Annotated in this window: 17 protein-coding genes and 1 pseudogene; 7 read left to right on the top strand and 11 right to left on the bottom strand. The window is 67.2% G+C overall.

Annotated features, from left to right (window positions below; all coding sequences use genetic code 11):
• The first annotated feature begins 90 nt into the window (after positions 1-90).
• The 4 genes from DN412_RS20510 (at position 91) to DN412_RS20495 (ending at position 3,772) form a co-directional block, all read left to right on the top strand.
• The gene (locus tag DN412_RS20510) at positions 91-1,311 is read left to right on the top strand and encodes a globin domain-containing protein (RefSeq protein WP_115213264.1); all 1,221 of its coding nucleotides are present in this window, start codon (positions 91-93) and stop codon (positions 1,309-1,311) included.
• 115 nt (positions 1,312-1,426) lie between these two features.
• Positions 1,427-2,116 carry a type II secretion system protein N gene (locus DN412_RS20505; protein ID WP_115213263.1) on the top strand — a complete coding sequence of 230 codons (690 nt, stop codon included), beginning with the start codon at positions 1,427-1,429 and terminating at the stop codon, positions 2,114-2,116.
• Positions 2,117-2,268: 152 nt separating this feature from the next.
• The gene (locus DN412_RS20500) at positions 2,269-2,853 is read left to right on the top strand and encodes an EF-hand domain-containing protein (protein WP_115213262.1); all 585 of its coding nucleotides are present in this window, start codon (positions 2,269-2,271) and stop codon (positions 2,851-2,853) included.
• Between the two features lie 424 nt (positions 2,854-3,277).
• A complete protein-coding gene (locus DN412_RS20495; protein ID WP_078198652.1) occupies positions 3,278-3,772 on the top strand; it encodes an Lrp/AsnC family transcriptional regulator in 495 nt (164 codons plus the stop codon).
• 78 nt (positions 3,773-3,850) lie between these two features.
• On the opposite strand, the gene DN412_RS20490 is transcribed toward DN412_RS20495, so the two are convergent.
• On the bottom strand, positions 3,851-4,549 hold the full coding sequence (locus tag DN412_RS20490; protein WP_115213261.1) for a GNAT family N-acetyltransferase: 699 nt from the start codon (positions 4,547-4,549) through the stop codon (positions 3,851-3,853).
• A 333-nt stretch (positions 4,550-4,882) separates the two neighbouring features.
• Between DN412_RS20490 and kefF the strand changes: the two genes are divergently transcribed.
• A complete protein-coding gene (kefF, locus tag DN412_RS20485) occupies positions 4,883-5,437 on the top strand; it encodes a glutathione-regulated potassium-efflux system oxidoreductase KefF (protein WP_115213260.1) in 555 nt (184 codons plus the stop codon).
• A complete protein-coding gene (kefC, locus tag DN412_RS20480; protein ID WP_115213259.1) occupies positions 5,434-7,248 on the top strand; it encodes a glutathione-regulated potassium-efflux system protein KefC in 1,815 nt (604 codons plus the stop codon). The genes kefF and kefC overlap by 4 nt, the downstream gene beginning before the upstream one ends.
• A gap of 27 nt (positions 7,249-7,275) precedes the next feature.
• On the opposite strand, the gene DN412_RS20475 is transcribed toward kefC, so the two are convergent.
• The 7 genes from DN412_RS20475 to paaA form a co-directional block, all read right to left on the bottom strand.
• Positions 7,276-7,893, bottom strand: coding sequence for a TetR/AcrR family transcriptional regulator (locus tag DN412_RS20475; RefSeq protein WP_115213258.1), 618 nt, complete (start codon positions 7,891-7,893; stop codon positions 7,276-7,278).
• A gap of 24 nt (positions 7,894-7,917) precedes the next feature.
• Positions 7,918-8,721 carry a DUF1835 domain-containing protein gene (locus DN412_RS20470; RefSeq protein WP_115213257.1) on the bottom strand — a complete coding sequence of 268 codons (804 nt, stop codon included), beginning with the start codon at positions 8,719-8,721 and terminating at the stop codon, positions 7,918-7,920.
• A 194-nt stretch (positions 8,722-8,915) separates the two neighbouring features.
• The gene (paaE, locus tag DN412_RS20465) at positions 8,916-10,004 is read right to left on the bottom strand and encodes a 1,2-phenylacetyl-CoA epoxidase subunit PaaE (RefSeq protein WP_115213256.1); all 1,089 of its coding nucleotides are present in this window, start codon (positions 10,002-10,004) and stop codon (positions 8,916-8,918) included.
• 27 nt (positions 10,005-10,031) lie between these two features.
• Complete coding sequence (gene paaD, locus DN412_RS20460) at positions 10,032-10,589, bottom strand: 1,2-phenylacetyl-CoA epoxidase subunit PaaD (RefSeq protein ID WP_115213328.1); 558 nt, start codon at positions 10,587-10,589, stop codon at positions 10,032-10,034.
• Positions 10,590-10,620: 31 nt separating this feature from the next.
• On the bottom strand, positions 10,621-11,472 hold the full coding sequence (paaC, locus tag DN412_RS20455) for a 1,2-phenylacetyl-CoA epoxidase subunit PaaC (RefSeq protein WP_115213255.1): 852 nt from the start codon (positions 11,470-11,472) through the stop codon (positions 10,621-10,623).
• A 10-nt stretch (positions 11,473-11,482) separates the two neighbouring features.
• Positions 11,483-11,770, bottom strand: coding sequence for a 1,2-phenylacetyl-CoA epoxidase subunit PaaB (paaB, locus tag DN412_RS20450; RefSeq protein WP_012354162.1), 288 nt, complete (start codon positions 11,768-11,770; stop codon positions 11,483-11,485).
• Between the two features lie 29 nt (positions 11,771-11,799).
• Entirely contained in the window at positions 11,800-12,819 is a 1,020-nt protein-coding gene (paaA, locus tag DN412_RS20445) for a 1,2-phenylacetyl-CoA epoxidase subunit PaaA (protein WP_115213254.1), read from the bottom strand.
• Positions 12,820-12,940: 121 nt separating this feature from the next.
• Between paaA and DN412_RS44575 the strand changes: the two are divergent.
• A pseudogene (locus DN412_RS44575) lies at positions 12,941-13,009 on the top strand (universal stress protein); the annotation flags it as partial.
• Between the two features lie 55 nt (positions 13,010-13,064).
• Here DN412_RS44575 and DN412_RS20435 read toward each other — a convergent pair.
• From DN412_RS20435 to DN412_RS20425, 3 genes are all read right to left on the bottom strand, one after another.
• The gene (locus DN412_RS20435; RefSeq protein ID WP_078198172.1) at positions 13,065-13,343 is read right to left on the bottom strand and encodes a DUF1488 family protein; all 279 of its coding nucleotides are present in this window, start codon (positions 13,341-13,343) and stop codon (positions 13,065-13,067) included.
• 490 nt (positions 13,344-13,833) lie between these two features.
• Positions 13,834-15,078 (bottom strand): nucleoside recognition domain-containing protein, encoded by a 1,245-nt coding sequence (locus DN412_RS20430; protein ID WP_115213253.1) that lies wholly within the window; start codon positions 15,076-15,078, stop codon positions 13,834-13,836.
• Between the two features lie 59 nt (positions 15,079-15,137).
• Positions 15,138-15,524: a DUF488 domain-containing protein gene (locus DN412_RS20425; RefSeq protein WP_115213252.1), complete on the bottom strand. Its 387-nt coding sequence runs from the start codon at positions 15,522-15,524 to the stop codon at positions 15,138-15,140.
• Positions 15,525-16,154: the final 630 nt, after the last annotated feature.

Here is a 16,154-nt window from a genome sequence, read left to right as displayed (position 1 = left end):
GGCGTGGTCCGCACTGGCCGGCGGATGCCGGTTTTTTGTTGAGCAAAAACATGCATTTAATATGCATGAAATTAAACGGAGTGATTCCTGATGCTGTCCGCTGCTTCCCGCCCCTTTATCGATGCAAGCGTGCCCGTGCTGCGCGAGCACGGCCTGGCCATCACCACGCATTTCTACCGCGAGATGTTCGCCGACCGGCCCGAGCTGACCCAGCTGTTCAATATGGGCAACCAGGCCAACGGCAGCCAGCAGCAGTCGCTGGCCTCGGCCGTGTTCGCCTATGCGGCCAACATCGATAACGCGGCGGCACTGGGGCCGGTGGTCGAGCGCATCGTCCACAAGCACGCGGCCGTGGGCATTACGCCCGCGCACTACCCGATCGTCGGCCGCCACCTGCTGGGCGCGATCTCCGCAGTGCTGGGCGAGGCCGCCACGCCGCCGCTGCTGGCTGCCTGGGACGAGGCTTACTGGCTGCTGGCGGGCGAGCTGATCGCCGCCGAGGCGCGCCTGTACCAGCGCACCGGCTTGGCGGCCGGCGAGTTGATGCCGGTACGGGTGGTGCGCCGCGAGGCGCAGGGCGACCAGGTGGTGGCGCTCACGCTGGCCGCCGCCGACGGCCAGCCGCTGCGCGATTTCCGCCCGGGCCAGTACATCAGCGTCGAGGCGCGCCTGGACAACGGCACGCGCCAGCTGCGCCAGTATTCGCTGTCGGCCGAGAGCGGGCTGCCGACCTGGCGCATCTCGGTCAAGCGCGAGGACGGCGACCAGGCGACGCCGGCCGGCGCGGTCTCCAACTGGCTGCACGCCAATGCGCGCGAGGGCACCGGGCTCAAGGTGAGCGCGCCGTTCGGCGAGTTCACGCCGGTGCTGGAAAGCCGCCGTCCGCTGGTGCTGCTATCCGGCGGTATCGGCATCACGCCGATGCTGTCGGTGCTGCGCACGCTGGCCGCGCAGGGCTCGCAGCGCGCGGTGCTGTTCGCCCATGCCACCCGCAACGGCCGCCACCATGCGCATCGCGCCGACCTGCAATGGGCGCGCGAACACCTGCCGGAACTGGCGACGCACATCAGCTATGAAAGCCCGGAAACCGGCGATGTCGCCGGCCGCGACTACGACCACGCCGGCACCATGCCGGTGGCCGAACTGCTGCGCCAGCCGGACCTGCAGCGCTTTGTCGACGGGCGCTTCTACCTGTGCGGGCCGCTTGGCTTCATGCAGGCGCAGCGCCATGCGCTGGTCAGCGCGGGCGTGCCGGTCGCGCATATCGAGCGCGAGGTGTTCGGCCCCGACCTGCTGGACGACCTGCTCTGAGCAGCACTGCGGCCGGACCGCCCCGGCAGACAGCGTCATGGGGCTCTGGTACGCTTGGCTTGTCTGCGCTCACGCGCCATGACCCGCCCGAGCGGGTATCCAGGGTACCGATCCCATGCAACTGTCCCTCCGGCCTTCGTTCCGCTTCGATGCCTCCGCGCCATGGCTGCCGCGCCTGGCCAGCCTGGTGCTGTTTATCGCGCTGTGCGCGCTGGTCACGTACTGGGTGCTGGCCTTCAGTGCGATGCGGACCATCCCGGTGCCGCAGAGCGCGCGCGTCGCGCAGACCGAGGCGGTCGAGACCGGCGCGGTCGCCACGCTGTTCGGCGGCTCGGCCCAGGGCGGGCCGCGCGATGTGCAACTGCTCGGCGTGGTGGCAGAGATCGGTGGCGGGGCGGGCGCAGCGATCGTGTCGCTCGACGGCGGCCCGGCCAAGGCGGTGCGCATCGGCGCCGACCTGTCGCCGCAGATCCGGCTGGTGGAGGTGCGCCAGCGCTCGGTGGTGATCGAGCGCAACGGCGTGCGCCAGGAGATCGTGCTGCCGGTGCAGGCGGGCGCCACGCGTGGCCCACCGCGTGGCCCGCCGCGCGCGGCCGCGGCATTGCCCACGCCGCCCTCCGGCGCCGCTGCGCCGATGGCAACACCCGTGCCGGCCCCGGCGCCGGCCACAAGCCCGGCCGCGGCAGGGTCCCAGGAGCCAGCTCCGGAATCCCAGCCGCAGCCGCAACCGGTCGATCCGCGTCAGTATCAGCCCGTGATGGCTCCGCAGGCAGCCGGCGAAGGCCAGCCGGCGCCGAAAGAGTAGCCCGAGCACCCGATTATTCGTCCTGGCTTGCATTCGCTTACGCCGTGCGGCCCTTTCTGTGAGGCGGGTAACATCGTATTAAAAGCGCCAACTTTCGTTCATCGTCTGCGTTCTAATCCGTACATGCCCAACGTGATGAAAAGGAGCAAGACATGCAACGCAATCACAAGCCGCAGATCCTGAAGCAGTTCCTGGTCGCATCGGCCGCTTTCCTGCTCGCCGGTGGTGCTTTTGCCCAGGCCAGCGCGCCAGCCGCACCCGCCGGCAAGCCCGGCATGGAGCACCACCACATGGGCCACGGCGGCGGCATGTGGATGAAGTCGATCGATACCGATGGCGATGGCGCCATCTCCAAGGCCGAAGCCGACGCCTGGTTCAACAAGCTCGACACCAACCACGACGGCAAGATCGACAAGGCCGAAATGGACGCGTACCGCAAGACCGCCATGGCTGAGCGCCACGCACGCATGCAGGCTGCCTTTGACGAAAAATTCAAGGCGGCTGACAAGAACGGCGATGGCGCGTTGACCAAGGCCGAGGTCGCCGCTGGCCTGCCGCACCTGGCCAGGCACTTCGACCAGCTCGACGCTAATCACGACGGCAAGCTGACCCGTGACGAGATCCGCGCCGGCATGGAGAAAATGCACCAGGACCACTCGCAACGCGGCGATCGTGGCCCGCGCGGTCAGGCCCCGGCGCCCGCGACCCCGGGCGCTCCGTCCTCCAGCGGCGGCTGACCGGCCCCGGCAGGGCCGCGCCTGCGGACCACCTGCCAGCGATGCCAACTAGCGCGCAAGCCTGACGGCTTGCGCGCTTTTTCTTTGCCCGTTCGCCGGACGATACGCGCCCGGGACAACAGGGAGAGATCTGACCCCGAAACGCGCATTGGCCCGTAGAATGCCGCTTCCCTGTTTTTGCCGGGCTTGGCACCATCCTTGCCTGCTCCCGGCCGGCGGGGGCGCGTCCGCGATACGCGGCAGCGCCGCCAGACAGGTATTGCCCAGCCCGACCGGCTGCCGCATGAGTGACCGATAAGGCTGCCCACTAACCAGAATCGGGCCAAGATCGGGCGTAATTGCACAAAAAATTGCGTACTTGTGCACGGCTTGCTAAATTTGCGCAAAAAAATTGCCAATAAACATATTGCGGAGCAACAATATCGTGAGCAAGGTGGAGTTGGACAAGATCGACCGGAAGATCCTGGAAGTGCTGCAGACCAACGGCCGGTTGACCAACCTGGAGGTGGCCGAGCGCGTCAACCTGTCGCCCAGCCCCTGCCTGCGCCGCATCCGGCGGCTGGAGGAGATCGGCGTGATCCGGCAGTACGCAGCGCTGCTGGAGCCCAACAAGATCGGGCTGGGCCTGCTGGCCTATATCAATGTCCGGTTGGAAAAGCATGGCGGGGCGGCCAAGGGCAAGGCGCCGCTGGACCTGTTCCGCGCCTCCATCGCGGTCTGGCCGGAGGTGGCCGCGTGCCACGCCATGACCGGCGAGATGGACCTGCTGCTCAAGGTCTACGTGGAAGACATGGAGCACTTTGCGCGCTTCATGCAGGAACAGCTGCTGGCGCACCCGTCGGTGATCGACGTGCGCTCCAGCTTTGCGCTGGAAAGCATCAAGGACACCACGGCGCTGCCGGTGGGCGGCGCGGCCTGATGCAGCAAACCTGAGCTTGGAAACAGAAACGGCGCATTGTTGCGATGCGCCGTTTGCGTGGTTGCGGCGGGGGTGGACTCAGGCGGTATGCTTCTGCGGCACCATGGTGCGCCAGAAGCGCAGCCCGAAGCGGCGAGCGTCGCGCAGGTTGCGGCGCACCGCGTAGTCCAGGTCGGCGAGCTGCTCGTCCAGCGCCTCGGTCAGGCGGCTGGCGGCGTCCGCCGGCGGCAGTTCCAGGTAGGCATCGGCTTCACCGTAGGCATACTGAACCTTCATGCCGGCCTTCTTGGCGATGTGCATCATCGCGGCGTTGCGCGACAGGCAGTGCATGTACAGCGTGCGCACATTGGTATTGCGGCCATGGATGGCGGCACGCTCGAACAGCGCGCTGCCGATGCCGCGGCCGCGGGCACTGCCCGAGACCGACACGCCGAACTCCGCCACGCGGCCCTGGGCGTTGTCGCGCAGGTTGGCGAAGTGGCCCACCCCGATCAGCTCGAGCTTGTCGTCGTAGACACCGAACACGCTGTCATGGTCGAAGTCGATGCTGTCGACGTAGGCTTCGATCACGTGGTCGCCCACCGACTGGCCGAAACGGAGCAGGCGATCCTCCTCGCCCAGGGCGAGGAAATGCTTCAGCAGGCGCGAGCGGTGATGGGCCGCCAGCTCGCGCACCAGAACGGTGGCGCGCTGGGTGGCCTGTGCGGCTTTGGCTGCCTTGCGCAGATCTTCGTCGGTCAGTGCGCCGACGGCCTTGCTCAGTTCGAGCGGATTCACTTTTTATTCCTTCCTGGTGCAGTCACAGATAAAAATAGGCACTGCGGTGGTATTTTTCCAGTCACTTTTCCCTGCGTCGGTGCAGGATCCGGGGAAACACCATCTTGATGCAGCACGAAAAGTATTGTAGTGGAATTGTCAGTTTGACGTAAGCTTCCCGCGCTGCAGCAGGCCGACAACTCGCCACTGCTTTGCTAAAAATCAATTAAAATCAAAGGTTTGCAAAAATGTGATGAATTGTTGCAAGGCGCCTGCTGTGGATTTGGTGCAACGCCGCAATTTCGCGCCCGCCCAGGATTTTTTCCCGACTACTCGCCAGCCGATCGCCTTTCGATGACCGAGCCCCCAATCGTTGTGATCTACGCGCATCCTACGCCCAGCCGTTCGCGCGTCAACCGGCCGCTGGCCGATGCGCTGGGTGCGCTGCCGCAGGTACAGGTACGCGATCTTTACCGCAGCTATGTCGACTACGACATCGACGTCGTCGCCGAGCAGCGCGTGCTGGCGGTCTCGGACACCATCGTGCTGCAGTTTCCGGTGCGCTGGTACAGCGTGCCGGCCTTGCTCAAGCTGTGGCTCGATGAGGTCCTGGAGCCGGGCTGGGCATACGGTCCCGGCGGTACCGCGCTGCGTGGCAAGTCGCTGCTGGTGGTAGTCAGCACCGGCGGCACGGCCGATGCCTACGGCCCGGAGGGCACCCATGGCCACCCGATTGCGGACTTCCTGTTGCCACTGGAGCAGACCGCCTTGCTGTGCGGCATGAACTGGCTGCCGCCGGTGGTGCTGCATGACGCCAACAATGCCGACGCCCAGGCACTGGCCGACCATATCGCCCATGTGTGCGGGCGGCTTGGCACGCATGCGATGCCCGCGGAGGTGCGGGCATGAACCAGCACGACTTCCTGATTGCGCTGCTGGTGTTCCTGGTGGCGGCGGTGGTGGCGGTGCCGCTGGCGCGGCGCAGCGGCCTGGGCGCGGTGCTGGGCTACCTGCTGGCGGGGGCGGCGATCGGGCCGTTCGCCCTGCGCCTGGTGACCAATGTCGAAGCGATCCTGGACTTCTCCGAGTTTGGCGTGGTGCTGATGATGTTCGTGATCGGCCTGGAGCTGGAGCCGCGCAAGCTCTGGGCGCTGCGGCGGAGCATCTTCGGCTACGGCGGCGCGCAGCTGGCCGCCTGCGCGCTGGTGATCGGCACGGTGGCGGCGCTGGCGGGCGCGCCGTGGCAGGTGGCGCTGGTGGCGGGCCTGGGGCTGGCGCTGTCGTCCACCGCGATCGCGCTGGCGACGCTGACCGAGCGCAACCTGTTCGGCACGCCAGCGGGGGCCGCCAGCTTCGGCATCCTGCTGTTCCAGGACATCGCCGCGATCCCGATGATCGCGCTGCTGCCGCTGCTGGCCACGCAGGGCGCCGAAGGTGCGGGCTCGGGCGCGGCCGGCTGGCTGGCGGCGGGCAAGGCGGTGGCGGTGATCGGCGCGGTGGTGGCTGGCGGCCGCTACCTGGTGCGCCCGGCGCTGCGGTTTATCGCCCGCACCGACATGCGCGAGATGTTCACCGCGTTTGCGCTGCTGCTGGTGGTGGGCATCGCGCAGATGATGGACGCGGTGGGCTTGTCGATGGCGCTGGGCACCTTCCTGGCCGGCGTGCTGCTGGCCGATTCGGAATACCGCCACGCGCTCGAGGCCGACCTGGAGCCGTTCAAGGGCCTGCTGCTGGGGCTGTTCTTCATGGCGGTCGGCATGTCGATCGACTTTGCGGTGCTGGCCAGCTCGCCCTGGCTGGTGCTGGGGCTGGTGGCCGCCTTCGTGGTCGCCAAGACCGTGCTGCTGGCGCTGCTGGCCCGGTACTTTGCCATTGCCCGCGGCCAGCGGCTGCTGTTCGCGCTGCTGATCTCGCAGGGCGGTGAATTCGCCTTCGTGGTGTTCGGCGTGGCCGGCACCGCCGGCCTGCTGCCGCGCGAGACCGAGGCGCTGCTGGTGCTGGTGGTGGCGCTGTCGATGGTGGCCACGCCCTTGCTGCTGCTGGCCTACGACCGCCTGGTGGCGCCCCGTCTGGGCGCGGGCAAGGCACGGCCCGACGACGCCATCACGCCGCAGCACAGTCCGGTGCTGATCGCCGGCTTCGGGCGCTTCGGCCAGATCGTCGCCCGCCTGCTGTACACCCAGGGCGTGGGCGTGACGGTGCTGGACCATGACCCCGACCAGATCGAGTTCCTGCGCCAGTACGGCTTCAAGGTCTTCTATGGCGACGCCACCCGGCTGGACCTGCTGGAAGCTGCCGGCATTGCCAACGCGCGCATCCTGGTGGTGGCCATCGACGGCATGGACGACAGCCTGGCGCTGATCGACCGCGTGCGCGAGCGCTTTCCCGAACTGCAGATCTACGCCCGGGCGCGCCATGTGTCGCATGTCTATCAACTGAAGGACCGCGGCGTGCACCTGTTCGAGCGCGAGATGTTCGAGGGCTCGCTGATGCTGGGCCGCCGCGTGCTGGAAGGGCTGGGCTTCGATCCGGCCGAGGCCCGCAACGTGGCGCTGCGGTTCCGCCGCCACAACATCCAGGCGATCGACCGTTTCTATCCGCACTACACCGACCAGAAGAAGCTGGTCTCGCTGGCGCGCCAGGCGCGCGACGAGCTGGAAGAGATGTTCCGCCAGGACCGGGAACAGCGGCGCCAGCGTGAAGAGGCCGAGTGGATGTAAGTGACGGCTTGGCCGGCCGGGGCCGCGTCAGCGTCCGGCCGCGACCCGGCCGGGCAGGCCGCCTTCGAGCAGGTCGACCACCATCTCGGCAAAGTCGGCGTAGGACATCTGGCCGCCCGGCTTGAGCCAGGTGAAGGTCCAGTTGATCATGCCGAAGATGGTCATGGTCAGCGCGGTCTGGTTCTCGCGCGTGACGCGCTCGGGGTAGGCCCGGCGCAGCAGGCGCGAGAACGCCGCGACCACGTCGCGCTCGCGGCCCAGGATCAGGTCGCGCTGGGTCTCGGCCAGGAACTTGACGTCGTTGATCAGCGCGATATGGCGCGTCTGCGAGGTCTCGTACTCGGCCAGGAAGGCGCGGATCAGGTTGCCGAAGGCTTCCTTGTCGGTGCGGGCGTGGCGCTCGGCGTTGGCTTCCACTTCAGTGACCAGCAGCATCAGCCGGCGCGTGTAGCGGTCCAGCAGGTCGAACAGGATCGCTTCCTTGCTCTCGTAATAGTGGTACAGCCGCGCCTTCGAGGTGCCGCAGGCGGCGGCCAGGTCGGCCATCGAGGTGCTGGGGTAGCTGCTGTTGGCAAAGGCGGCGGCGGCCAGGTCCAGGATCTGCTCGCGCTGTGCCTCGAAATCGGGTGCCTTGGTACGGGCCATATTCTTCTGTTTATTGCCAGCCGTTCATTCGCCGCCGTTGCCTCCACCACTGGCATGGCGGCGCAGCTCGCAGGTATCGAGCGAGTCGGCGTTGCCGCGCAGCACCAGCTGGCCCATGGCGATCAGTTCGCGGCAGCGCCAGAACACAAACCAGTCGCTGGCCAGCAGGCCCTCGATCGCGCCCATCACGCTGCCCACCACCTGCGCCGCGGCGGTCCAGTCGGACGGGGCGCGTTCCATGATGATGTCGTCGATGGTGTGATACGCCGCCGGCACCAGCGTGTTGCCCTTCCACAGCCGCACGTCGGCGTTTTCCTTGACGTTCTGCTGCCACTCGTAGCCGAGCCGGCCCAGGCGCAGCACCGAGACCGGGGCGATGGTGGAAAAGCGCCGCGCCAGCCGCGCGGGCGAGTACATGCCGATGGCCGCCAGGTTGCCCTGCGCCGGCATTTCCAACTCGCGCAGGTCCATCGCGATTTCATTGATGCGCTGCGGCGCCTGGTACAGGTGGAACACCACCCTGCGCAGCATCAGCTGGTCGGCCGCGCTCTGGCCGTGCCAGATGGCCACTTCCATGTCGTCCTGGCGCAGCCTCTGGAGCTGGTCCAGCGCCTGGCGCATCTCGGCGCCGAAGTCGATGTCGGTATGCGGGGCGACCCGCTGCCAGAAACCGGAGCGGATCAGTCCGGTGCTGTCGATGTCGGCCAGCGGACCCACGGCAAGGTCGTCGCGCAGCACCACGACAGGGTCCGGCCGCGCGGCCTGGGCCAGGGCCTGGCGCAGGGTCGTGCCTGCTACATCACCATTGACGACGTGGATATATTGCATGGCCGTGATTGTATATGGGTGGGACGGTTCGCTGGCGCCGCCGCGGCGGCGATGCGACAGGCCCGAGCGCCGCCCGCACTGTCACGCTCCTGCAAGCATCGCGCCAGCAGGGTGCCGCCTGCCGCCATTGTAGTCACGGCCCATGCTGGCCAATGTCGGCAATTGTCTGAATACGCACCCCCGGCATGCCAGGATCAGCGTTCGTCGTAGCTGACCACCACCCGCGGCGTCAGCGCGCGCGCCTGGCAGGTGAGCACGAAGCCCTTTTCCATCTCCCACGGCTCGAGCGTGTAGTTCTTTTCCATTTCCACCTTGCCTTCCAGCACCTTGGCGCGGCAGGTGCAACAGACGCCGCCCTTGCAGGCATAGGGCAGGTCCAGCCCGGCGGCCAGCGCGGTGTCGAGCACGTTGGCGTCTTCCAGCGGCAGGCGCATGCTGTGCTGCTTGCCGTCCAGCACCACCACCAGCTCGGCCGTGCCGGCCAGGTCGGTGTGTATGGCAGCCGGCTTGCGCTTAGCCTGGGCCAGCGGCACGCCGAAGCGCTCGGCATGGATGCGGTGCGGGTCTAGGCCCGCATCGCGCAGCGCCGCCTCGACCTCGTCGATCATCGAGGCCGGCCCGCAGACAAAGGCCGCGTCGATGTCGTCCACCGGGATCAGCGTCTGCAGGAAGGCCGTCACGCGGGCGTGGTCGAGCCGGCCGTGCAGCAGGTCCACCTCCTGCGGCTGGCGCGACAGCACGTGGTAGAGCGTGAAGTGCGCCAGGTACTGGTTCTTCAGGTCTTCCAGTGCCTCGGAGAAGATAATGCTGTCGACGTTGCGGTTGCCATAGACCAGCGTGAAGCGGCTGTGCGGCTCGGCCTGCAGCGTGGTGCGGATCAGAGACAGCACCGGCGTGATGCCGCTGCCGGCGGCAAAGGCCACGTAGTGGCGCGCGGCGCCGGCATCGAGCGGCACGTGGAAGCGACCGTCGGGGGTCATCACGTCGATCACCTGCCCCGGGGCGATGGCGTCATGCAGGTGCGTGGAAAAAAGCCCGTCCTCGACCAGCTTGACCGCCACCCGCAGCTCGCCGCGTTCGTCGTAGTCTTGCACCGCCGAGCAGATCGAGTAGGAGCGGCGCAGGTCCTTGCCATCGACCGGCGCCCTCAGCGTCAGGAACTGGCCCTGGGTGAAGCGGTAGGCATCGCGCAGCGTGTCCGGCACCTCGAAGGCGATCGAGATGGTGTCGGCGGTCTCGGGGCGCACCTGCGCCACGCGCAGCGGGTGGAACTGTGGAGTCATGGCAGCCTGGCTTCGGCCCGGCGGGGCTCAGTAGGGTTTGAAATAGTCGAACGGCTCGCGGCAGTCCAGGCAGCGGTACAGCGCCTTGCAGGCGGTCGAGGCGAAGCGCGAGATCTCCTGCGTGTGCACGCTGCCGCAGCGCGGGCAGGCCACGGCATCGGGCGCACCGGCGCGGGCGGGCACAAAGCGCAGCGGCTGCGCTTGGGCCGGCGTGCCGCACTGGCCCGGCGGCGCTATGCCGAAGGCGCGCAGGCGCTCGCGCGCGGCCGGGGTGATCCAGTCGGTGGTCCAGGCCGGCGCCAGCACGGTGCGGATGCGCCACGGCGCCAGCCCGGCGCCGTCCAGCGCCTGGCCGATGTCCTCGGCGATCTGCGACATGGCCGGGCAGCCGGAGTAGGTGGGCGTGATGACGATCTCGAGCGCGCCGTCGGCAGCGGGTACGACATCGCGCAGGATGCCCAGGTCGCGGATCGACACCACCGGGATCTCCGGGTCCGGCACCGCCTCGAGCGCCGCCCACGCGCGCGCGATGCGGCCGTCGGCGCCGCGGTGGTCGTTATGCAGGGGGAGGGCGGTGACATTCATGCTGGTCAACCCTTCTCGTCGAAGCGTGCGCTCACCATTGCGCGCCCGGATGGGACCGCGCCAGCCCCTGCATCTCGCCCAGCAGGTAGCTCATGTGTTCGGAATGCACGCCGTGCTTGCCGGTCGAGACAAAGCCCGTGGCCTGCGGCGGGGTCAGCGTGGCGGCCTGCAGCGTCTCGGCGACGGTGGCGTCCCAGGCCGGGCGCAGCGTGGCCGTGACCACGCCGATGCCTTGCGCGGCGGCCTCGGTCTCGACCGCGTCTTCGGCAAAGCACTCATTCATATAGGGCAGCAGGTGCTCCAGCGCGCGCTGCATGCGCGCGTGCGACCCCTCGGTACCGTCGCCCAGGCGCACCACCCAGCCGGCCGCGTGGTGCAGGTGGTAGCGCGCTTCCTTGACCGACTTGGCGGCGATCGCGGCCAGTTGCTCGTCGCGGCTCTCCAGCAGTGCCTCCCAAAGCTCGACCATCAGCGCGCTGTACAGGAAGTTGCGCATGATGGTGACGGCGTAGTCGCGCTCGGCGGCGGCGTTGCCGGCCAGCGGGCCGCGGTGCGGCAGCTCCAGCAGCGTCCAGTTGCGGAACTCGCGCTCGGCGCGCCAGTAGGCGTAGTCGTCCTCATGGCGGGGCAGGCCGGTCAGCTCGCCTTCGAGCTCGCCGGCGCGGCCGTACAGCAGCCGCGCCTGGCCGATCAGGTCCAGGCTGATATTGGCCAGCGCAATGTCTTCTTCCAGCACCGGCCCGTGGCCGCACCATTCGGCGTTGCGCTGGCCCAGGATCAGGGCGTTGTCGGCCAGGCGCAGCACATAGCGCAACGCGGCGGTGCGCGCCGGCGCCAACGGATCCAGCAAGGCAGGCACGGAGGGCTGTGGGGACGCGGTCATGGTGCGGGCCTTACATGTGGTTGACTTCGTCGGGCAGCTGGTAGAACGTCGGGTGCCGGTAGATCTTGTCGGCCATCGGGTCGAACAGCTCGGGCTTTTCCTCGGGCACGCTCGCGGTAATGGCCGCCGACGGCACCACCCAGATCGACACGCCTTCCTGGCGCCGCGTATAGACGTCGCGCGCCATGTGCAGCGCCTGCTGCGCGTCGGCGGCATGCAGGCTGCCGCAATGCTTGTGTTCCAGGCCTTGCTTGCTGCGCACGAATACTTCCCACAGCGGCCATTCCTTGCGTTGCATGGTGTCTCCTCCGTCCTCGGACGCCGGGTTCAGGCGGCGGCCCGGCTGGCACGGGCTTCGCGTTCGGCCACCTTGGCGGCATGCGCCAGCGCGGCTTCGCGCACCCAGGCACCTTCCTCGTGCGCTTTCACGCGGGTGGCCAGGCGCTCCTTGTTGCAGGGGCCATCGCCGTTGATCACGCGCCAGAACTCATCCCAGTCCAGCGGCCTGTAGTCATAGTGGCCACGTTCGGCATTCCATAGCAGGCCGGGGTCCGGCAGGGTAACGCCCAGCACGCGCGCCTGCTCGACGGTGGCATCGACAAACTTCTGGCGCAGGTCGTCGTTGGAAATGCGCTTGATGCCCCAGGCCATGGTCTGGGCGCTGTTGGTCGAGGCCGCGTCGGGCGGGCCGAACATCATCAGCACCGGGAACCACCAGCGGTCGACCGCGTCCTGCACCATCTCGCGCTGGGCATCGGTGCCGCGCATCATCGCCAGCAGCGCGTCAAAGCCCTGGCGCTGGTGGAACGACTCTTCCTTGCAGATGCGGATCATGGCGCGCGCGTACGGGCCGTACGAGCATCGGCACAGCGGGATCTGGTTCATGATCGCCGCGCCGTCGACCAGCCAGCCGATCACGCCCACGTCGGCCCAGGTCAGTGTCGGGTAATTGAAGATCGACGAATACTTGGCGCGGCCGCTGTGCAGCGCATCGACCAGGTCGTCGCGCGAGGCGTCCAGCGTCTCGGCGGCGGAATACAGATAGAGGCCGTGGCCGCCTTCGTCCTGCACCTTGGCCAGCAGGATGGCCTTGCGCTTGAGCGACGGCGCCCGGCTGATCCAGTTGCCCTCCGGCAGCATGCCGACGATCTCCGAGTGCGCGTGCTGCGAGATCTGGCGCACCAGGGTCTTGCGATAGGCCTGCGGCATCCAGTCCTGCGGCTCGATCTTGCCGTCGGCGGCCATGCAGGCATCGAACGCCGCCTGGCGGGCGGCTTCGTCCTGGGGCGCGCTGGCCTGCGCCGCGTCGGCGTGCTGGCCGGGCAGGTCAAGACTCTGCGTGTACATATCGTCTCCTCTGGCGGGATCGCCGCACGACTGCCTCGGGGGCGGCTGGCCCTATTATATATAAGCCGACCGGTCGGTCAATTTAAGGGAAAACCTCCTTCCCGGGCCGTGGCTTGATCCCGGCACGCACGGGCACCGCGGCGTGCGCCGGCTGGTGCTGGGCAGCGTGGCCGAGGCGGTGATGCGCCAGATGAGAAAAAGAAAACGCCCCCGGCTACGGGGGCGCCAGGACCTCGCGGCAGGATTCAGCCCGCGAAGCGGAAATGGCCGCTGCGCAGCACGATTTCGCGTGCCTCGGTCAGTTCGAACAGGCTTTCGGCCAGGCGCTCGATGCGCTGGCGGTTGCTGGTGAAGGCTGCCACCAGGTCTTCCTCGCGCGGCGAACGTGCGCCGAAATGGGCCTCCAGGGCCTCGGCGGTGACGGAATACAAGGTGGGACTGCCGTTGACCGTGGCGGGGCAGGACAGCGTGAGGCTGGCTGCGCAGTAGGTCGGGAGGCTGCGAGGGAACGTGATGTCTGGCATGGCGTGCCTCGTGCTGGCGGCGGGTATTAGATCAATATAGGCCATTGCCGCGTTCCGTAAAGCCCGGCCGGGCAATTGGCCAGCCCGGCAGGTGCGAGCGCCACCCGCGACGCCTGCAAAGTTGGCGGCCCGTCGTGAGATCGCTCTACGAAACTGTCTGCTGCGTCGCAACAAAGCCTGCCTGTCGTCCCAATCGGCGGAGTGGCCGCACTTCATCAGGCGTCAAATCCGCCTGGCGAAGATCGTGGCACTATTCCTGCGCAATGGCAGGCAAAGGACGCACAGGGTTGTGGAAGTCCCCGCGCGCAGGCGAAAAAAAACCCACGCAGGTTGTGCGTGGGTTGCAATCCACCGAGGTGGTGGAGGAGACAGACTTCACTATACATGGTTTGTTGCGACGCACCAAGTCGCTATGTGTCAATGTATGATGATGCGCACAATAGCGTTGTATCGGTGCAACGAAATCGCATGCCACTTTACCGGCAGAGGTTTAGCGGAACAGATAAGCGGCGCCAACCGCACACACGAGCCCCGCGGCATCGGCCACCAGTGCACAGCCCAGCGCGTGGCGCGTATTACGCACGTTGACGCTGCCGAAGTAGACCGCCAGCACATAGAAGGTAGTCTCGGTCGATCCCTGGATGATCGCCGCCAGCCGGCCCTGGAACGAGTCCACGCCATAGGTCGTCATCACATCCACCATCAGCCCGCGCGCGCCGGCGCCGGACAGGATCTTCATCAGCCCGACCGGCAGCGCCGGCACGAAGTCAGTATTGACGCCCAGGTGGGCAAAGCCCTGCGTCAGCCAGCCCATCAGCACGTCCATGCAGCCGGTGGCCCGGAACAGGCCGATGGCGACCAGGATCGCCACCAGGTAGGGAATGATCTGCACGGCGACGCCAAAGCCATCCTTGGCGCCGTCGATAAAGGCCTCATAGACATTGACCCGCCGCAGCGCGCCGCAGACCAGGAACAGGGTGATCAGCGACAGGATGAAGCCTGCGCCGGCCAGCGCTGTCACGCGGCTGACCTGCTCCGGCGGCGCATGCCGCAGCCACGCGACCATCCCGCCCAGCAGCGCCACCACCAGCCCGAACGCCACCAGCACAGCCGGGCGCAGCAGGTTCAGCCGCTGCACCCACGCCACCGCCAGCAGCCCGGCGAGGCAAGAGCCGCCGGTGGCCAGCAGCGTCGGCAGGAAGATATCGGCGGCGTTGAAGCCCACCAGCCCCTGCTTGACTGCGATCGCCTGCCGGATCGCGATCACTGAGGTCGGGATCAGCGTCAGCCCGGCGGTATTCAGCACGATGAACATGATCTGCGCGTCGGTGGCGACGTCAGGGCGCCGGTTCAGCGTCTGCAGTTCGCGCATGGCGTTCAGGCCGAGCGGCGTGGCGGCATTGTCCAGCCCGAGCAGGTTGGCCGACACATTCATCATCATCGCGCCCTGCGCGGGGTGGCCCTGCGGCACGCCGGGGAAGAAATGGCGCAGCAGCGGGTTCACCAGCCGGGCGAAGGCATCGACCACGCCGGCGCGCTCGCCGATGCGCATGACGCCAAGCCAAAGACTCATCACCCCTGCCAGGCCGAGCGCGATCTCGAAGGCAGTGCGCGCGCTGTCGAACAGGCTTGCCAGCATCGCCGGGAAGACGGTGAGGTCCCCGCTGGCCATGCGGACGCAGGCGGCGAAAAAGGAAATCAGGAAGAAACCGAGCCAGACAACGTTCAGGGCCATCGGAATGCCGGAAGCGGGGAAATCAAAGCCGGGGGAGACGCCCCGGCACGGCGTGCTGCTCAGTCGATCACGGCCCCGCGTTCGGCCAGCAGCTCGCGCAGGATCGAGCGGTGGCAGTGCGCCTCGTTCTCGCAATAGCAGCCGACCGAGAAATTGGTCTGGTGCGACAGCGCCGCCAGCAGATCGAGCGTGCGGCTGGCGTCTGGCTCGGCCATTTCCTTGCGGAAGTGCCGCACGAAGGCCTGCCATTGCTTGTCGTCAGTGGCCTGCAGCGCCTGTGCCACCAGTTCCGGCGAGGGCGACAGCACCGGATACCAGACATCGTAGAAATCGCGGCTGGCGAACTCGGATTTGGGCACGCCCCGCGGCGGGCGGCGCACGGTGCCGATGCGCAGGCCCTCATTGGCCGCGCGGGGTGTTCCCAGTCTTACGATTCTGATGGTCATAGAAGATCCCGCTCATCTCTGCCTGCGCGGTGGCGCCTGGCATGGGGTTTGGCTCAAGCCCCAAATCATGAATCATGGTGTCGCGCATGACAAACTTCTGCACCTTCCCTGTCGCCATCGTCATTATTGAGCCTTATGCGCCACTTCTTGGGGTGCTGCGAATTATTTCGCGAAATCGCTTGCCAACCCCGCTACGCTCCCTTACTATTCGCCCCCTCGCAACACAACGCAGCGCTGCAAAGCAGACGGGGCGCGGGTTACGGGGTCGACCGGGAAGGTTGGCGCAGCGAAGTCAGCGCGCCGGCCGCAGCAAAAAAAGATTGCTGAAACGGTTGACGAAACGAAGAAAGCTCTGCATAATTTCTTTCTCTGCTGCTGACAACGCAGCGACGCAAACGGCAAAGCCGGTGCGGGTTCGGACGGTAACGAACGGACGAGTTCTTTAACAAACAAACAACCGATAAGTGTGAGCGCTGGGTAGCGGACGCCGCTGTCTTCGGGCAGTGATGCTTCACAAGTTATACAGTGCTCGCACAGCAAAACGTGACTGGGTCTTCGGATCTGGTCAGTCAGTTTTCTGAGAGTGAGCGACCGCTCGAAAGAGCGAGGACCCGCGAGGGTCCACACAGA

It is taken from the genome of Cupriavidus lacunae (assembly GCF_003353055.1).
Classification (GTDB): Bacteria; Pseudomonadota; Gammaproteobacteria; order Burkholderiales; family Burkholderiaceae; genus Cupriavidus; species Cupriavidus lacunae.
Note: the sequence above shows the minus strand (reverse complement) of the source record. Positions and strands in the feature narration are given on the sequence as shown.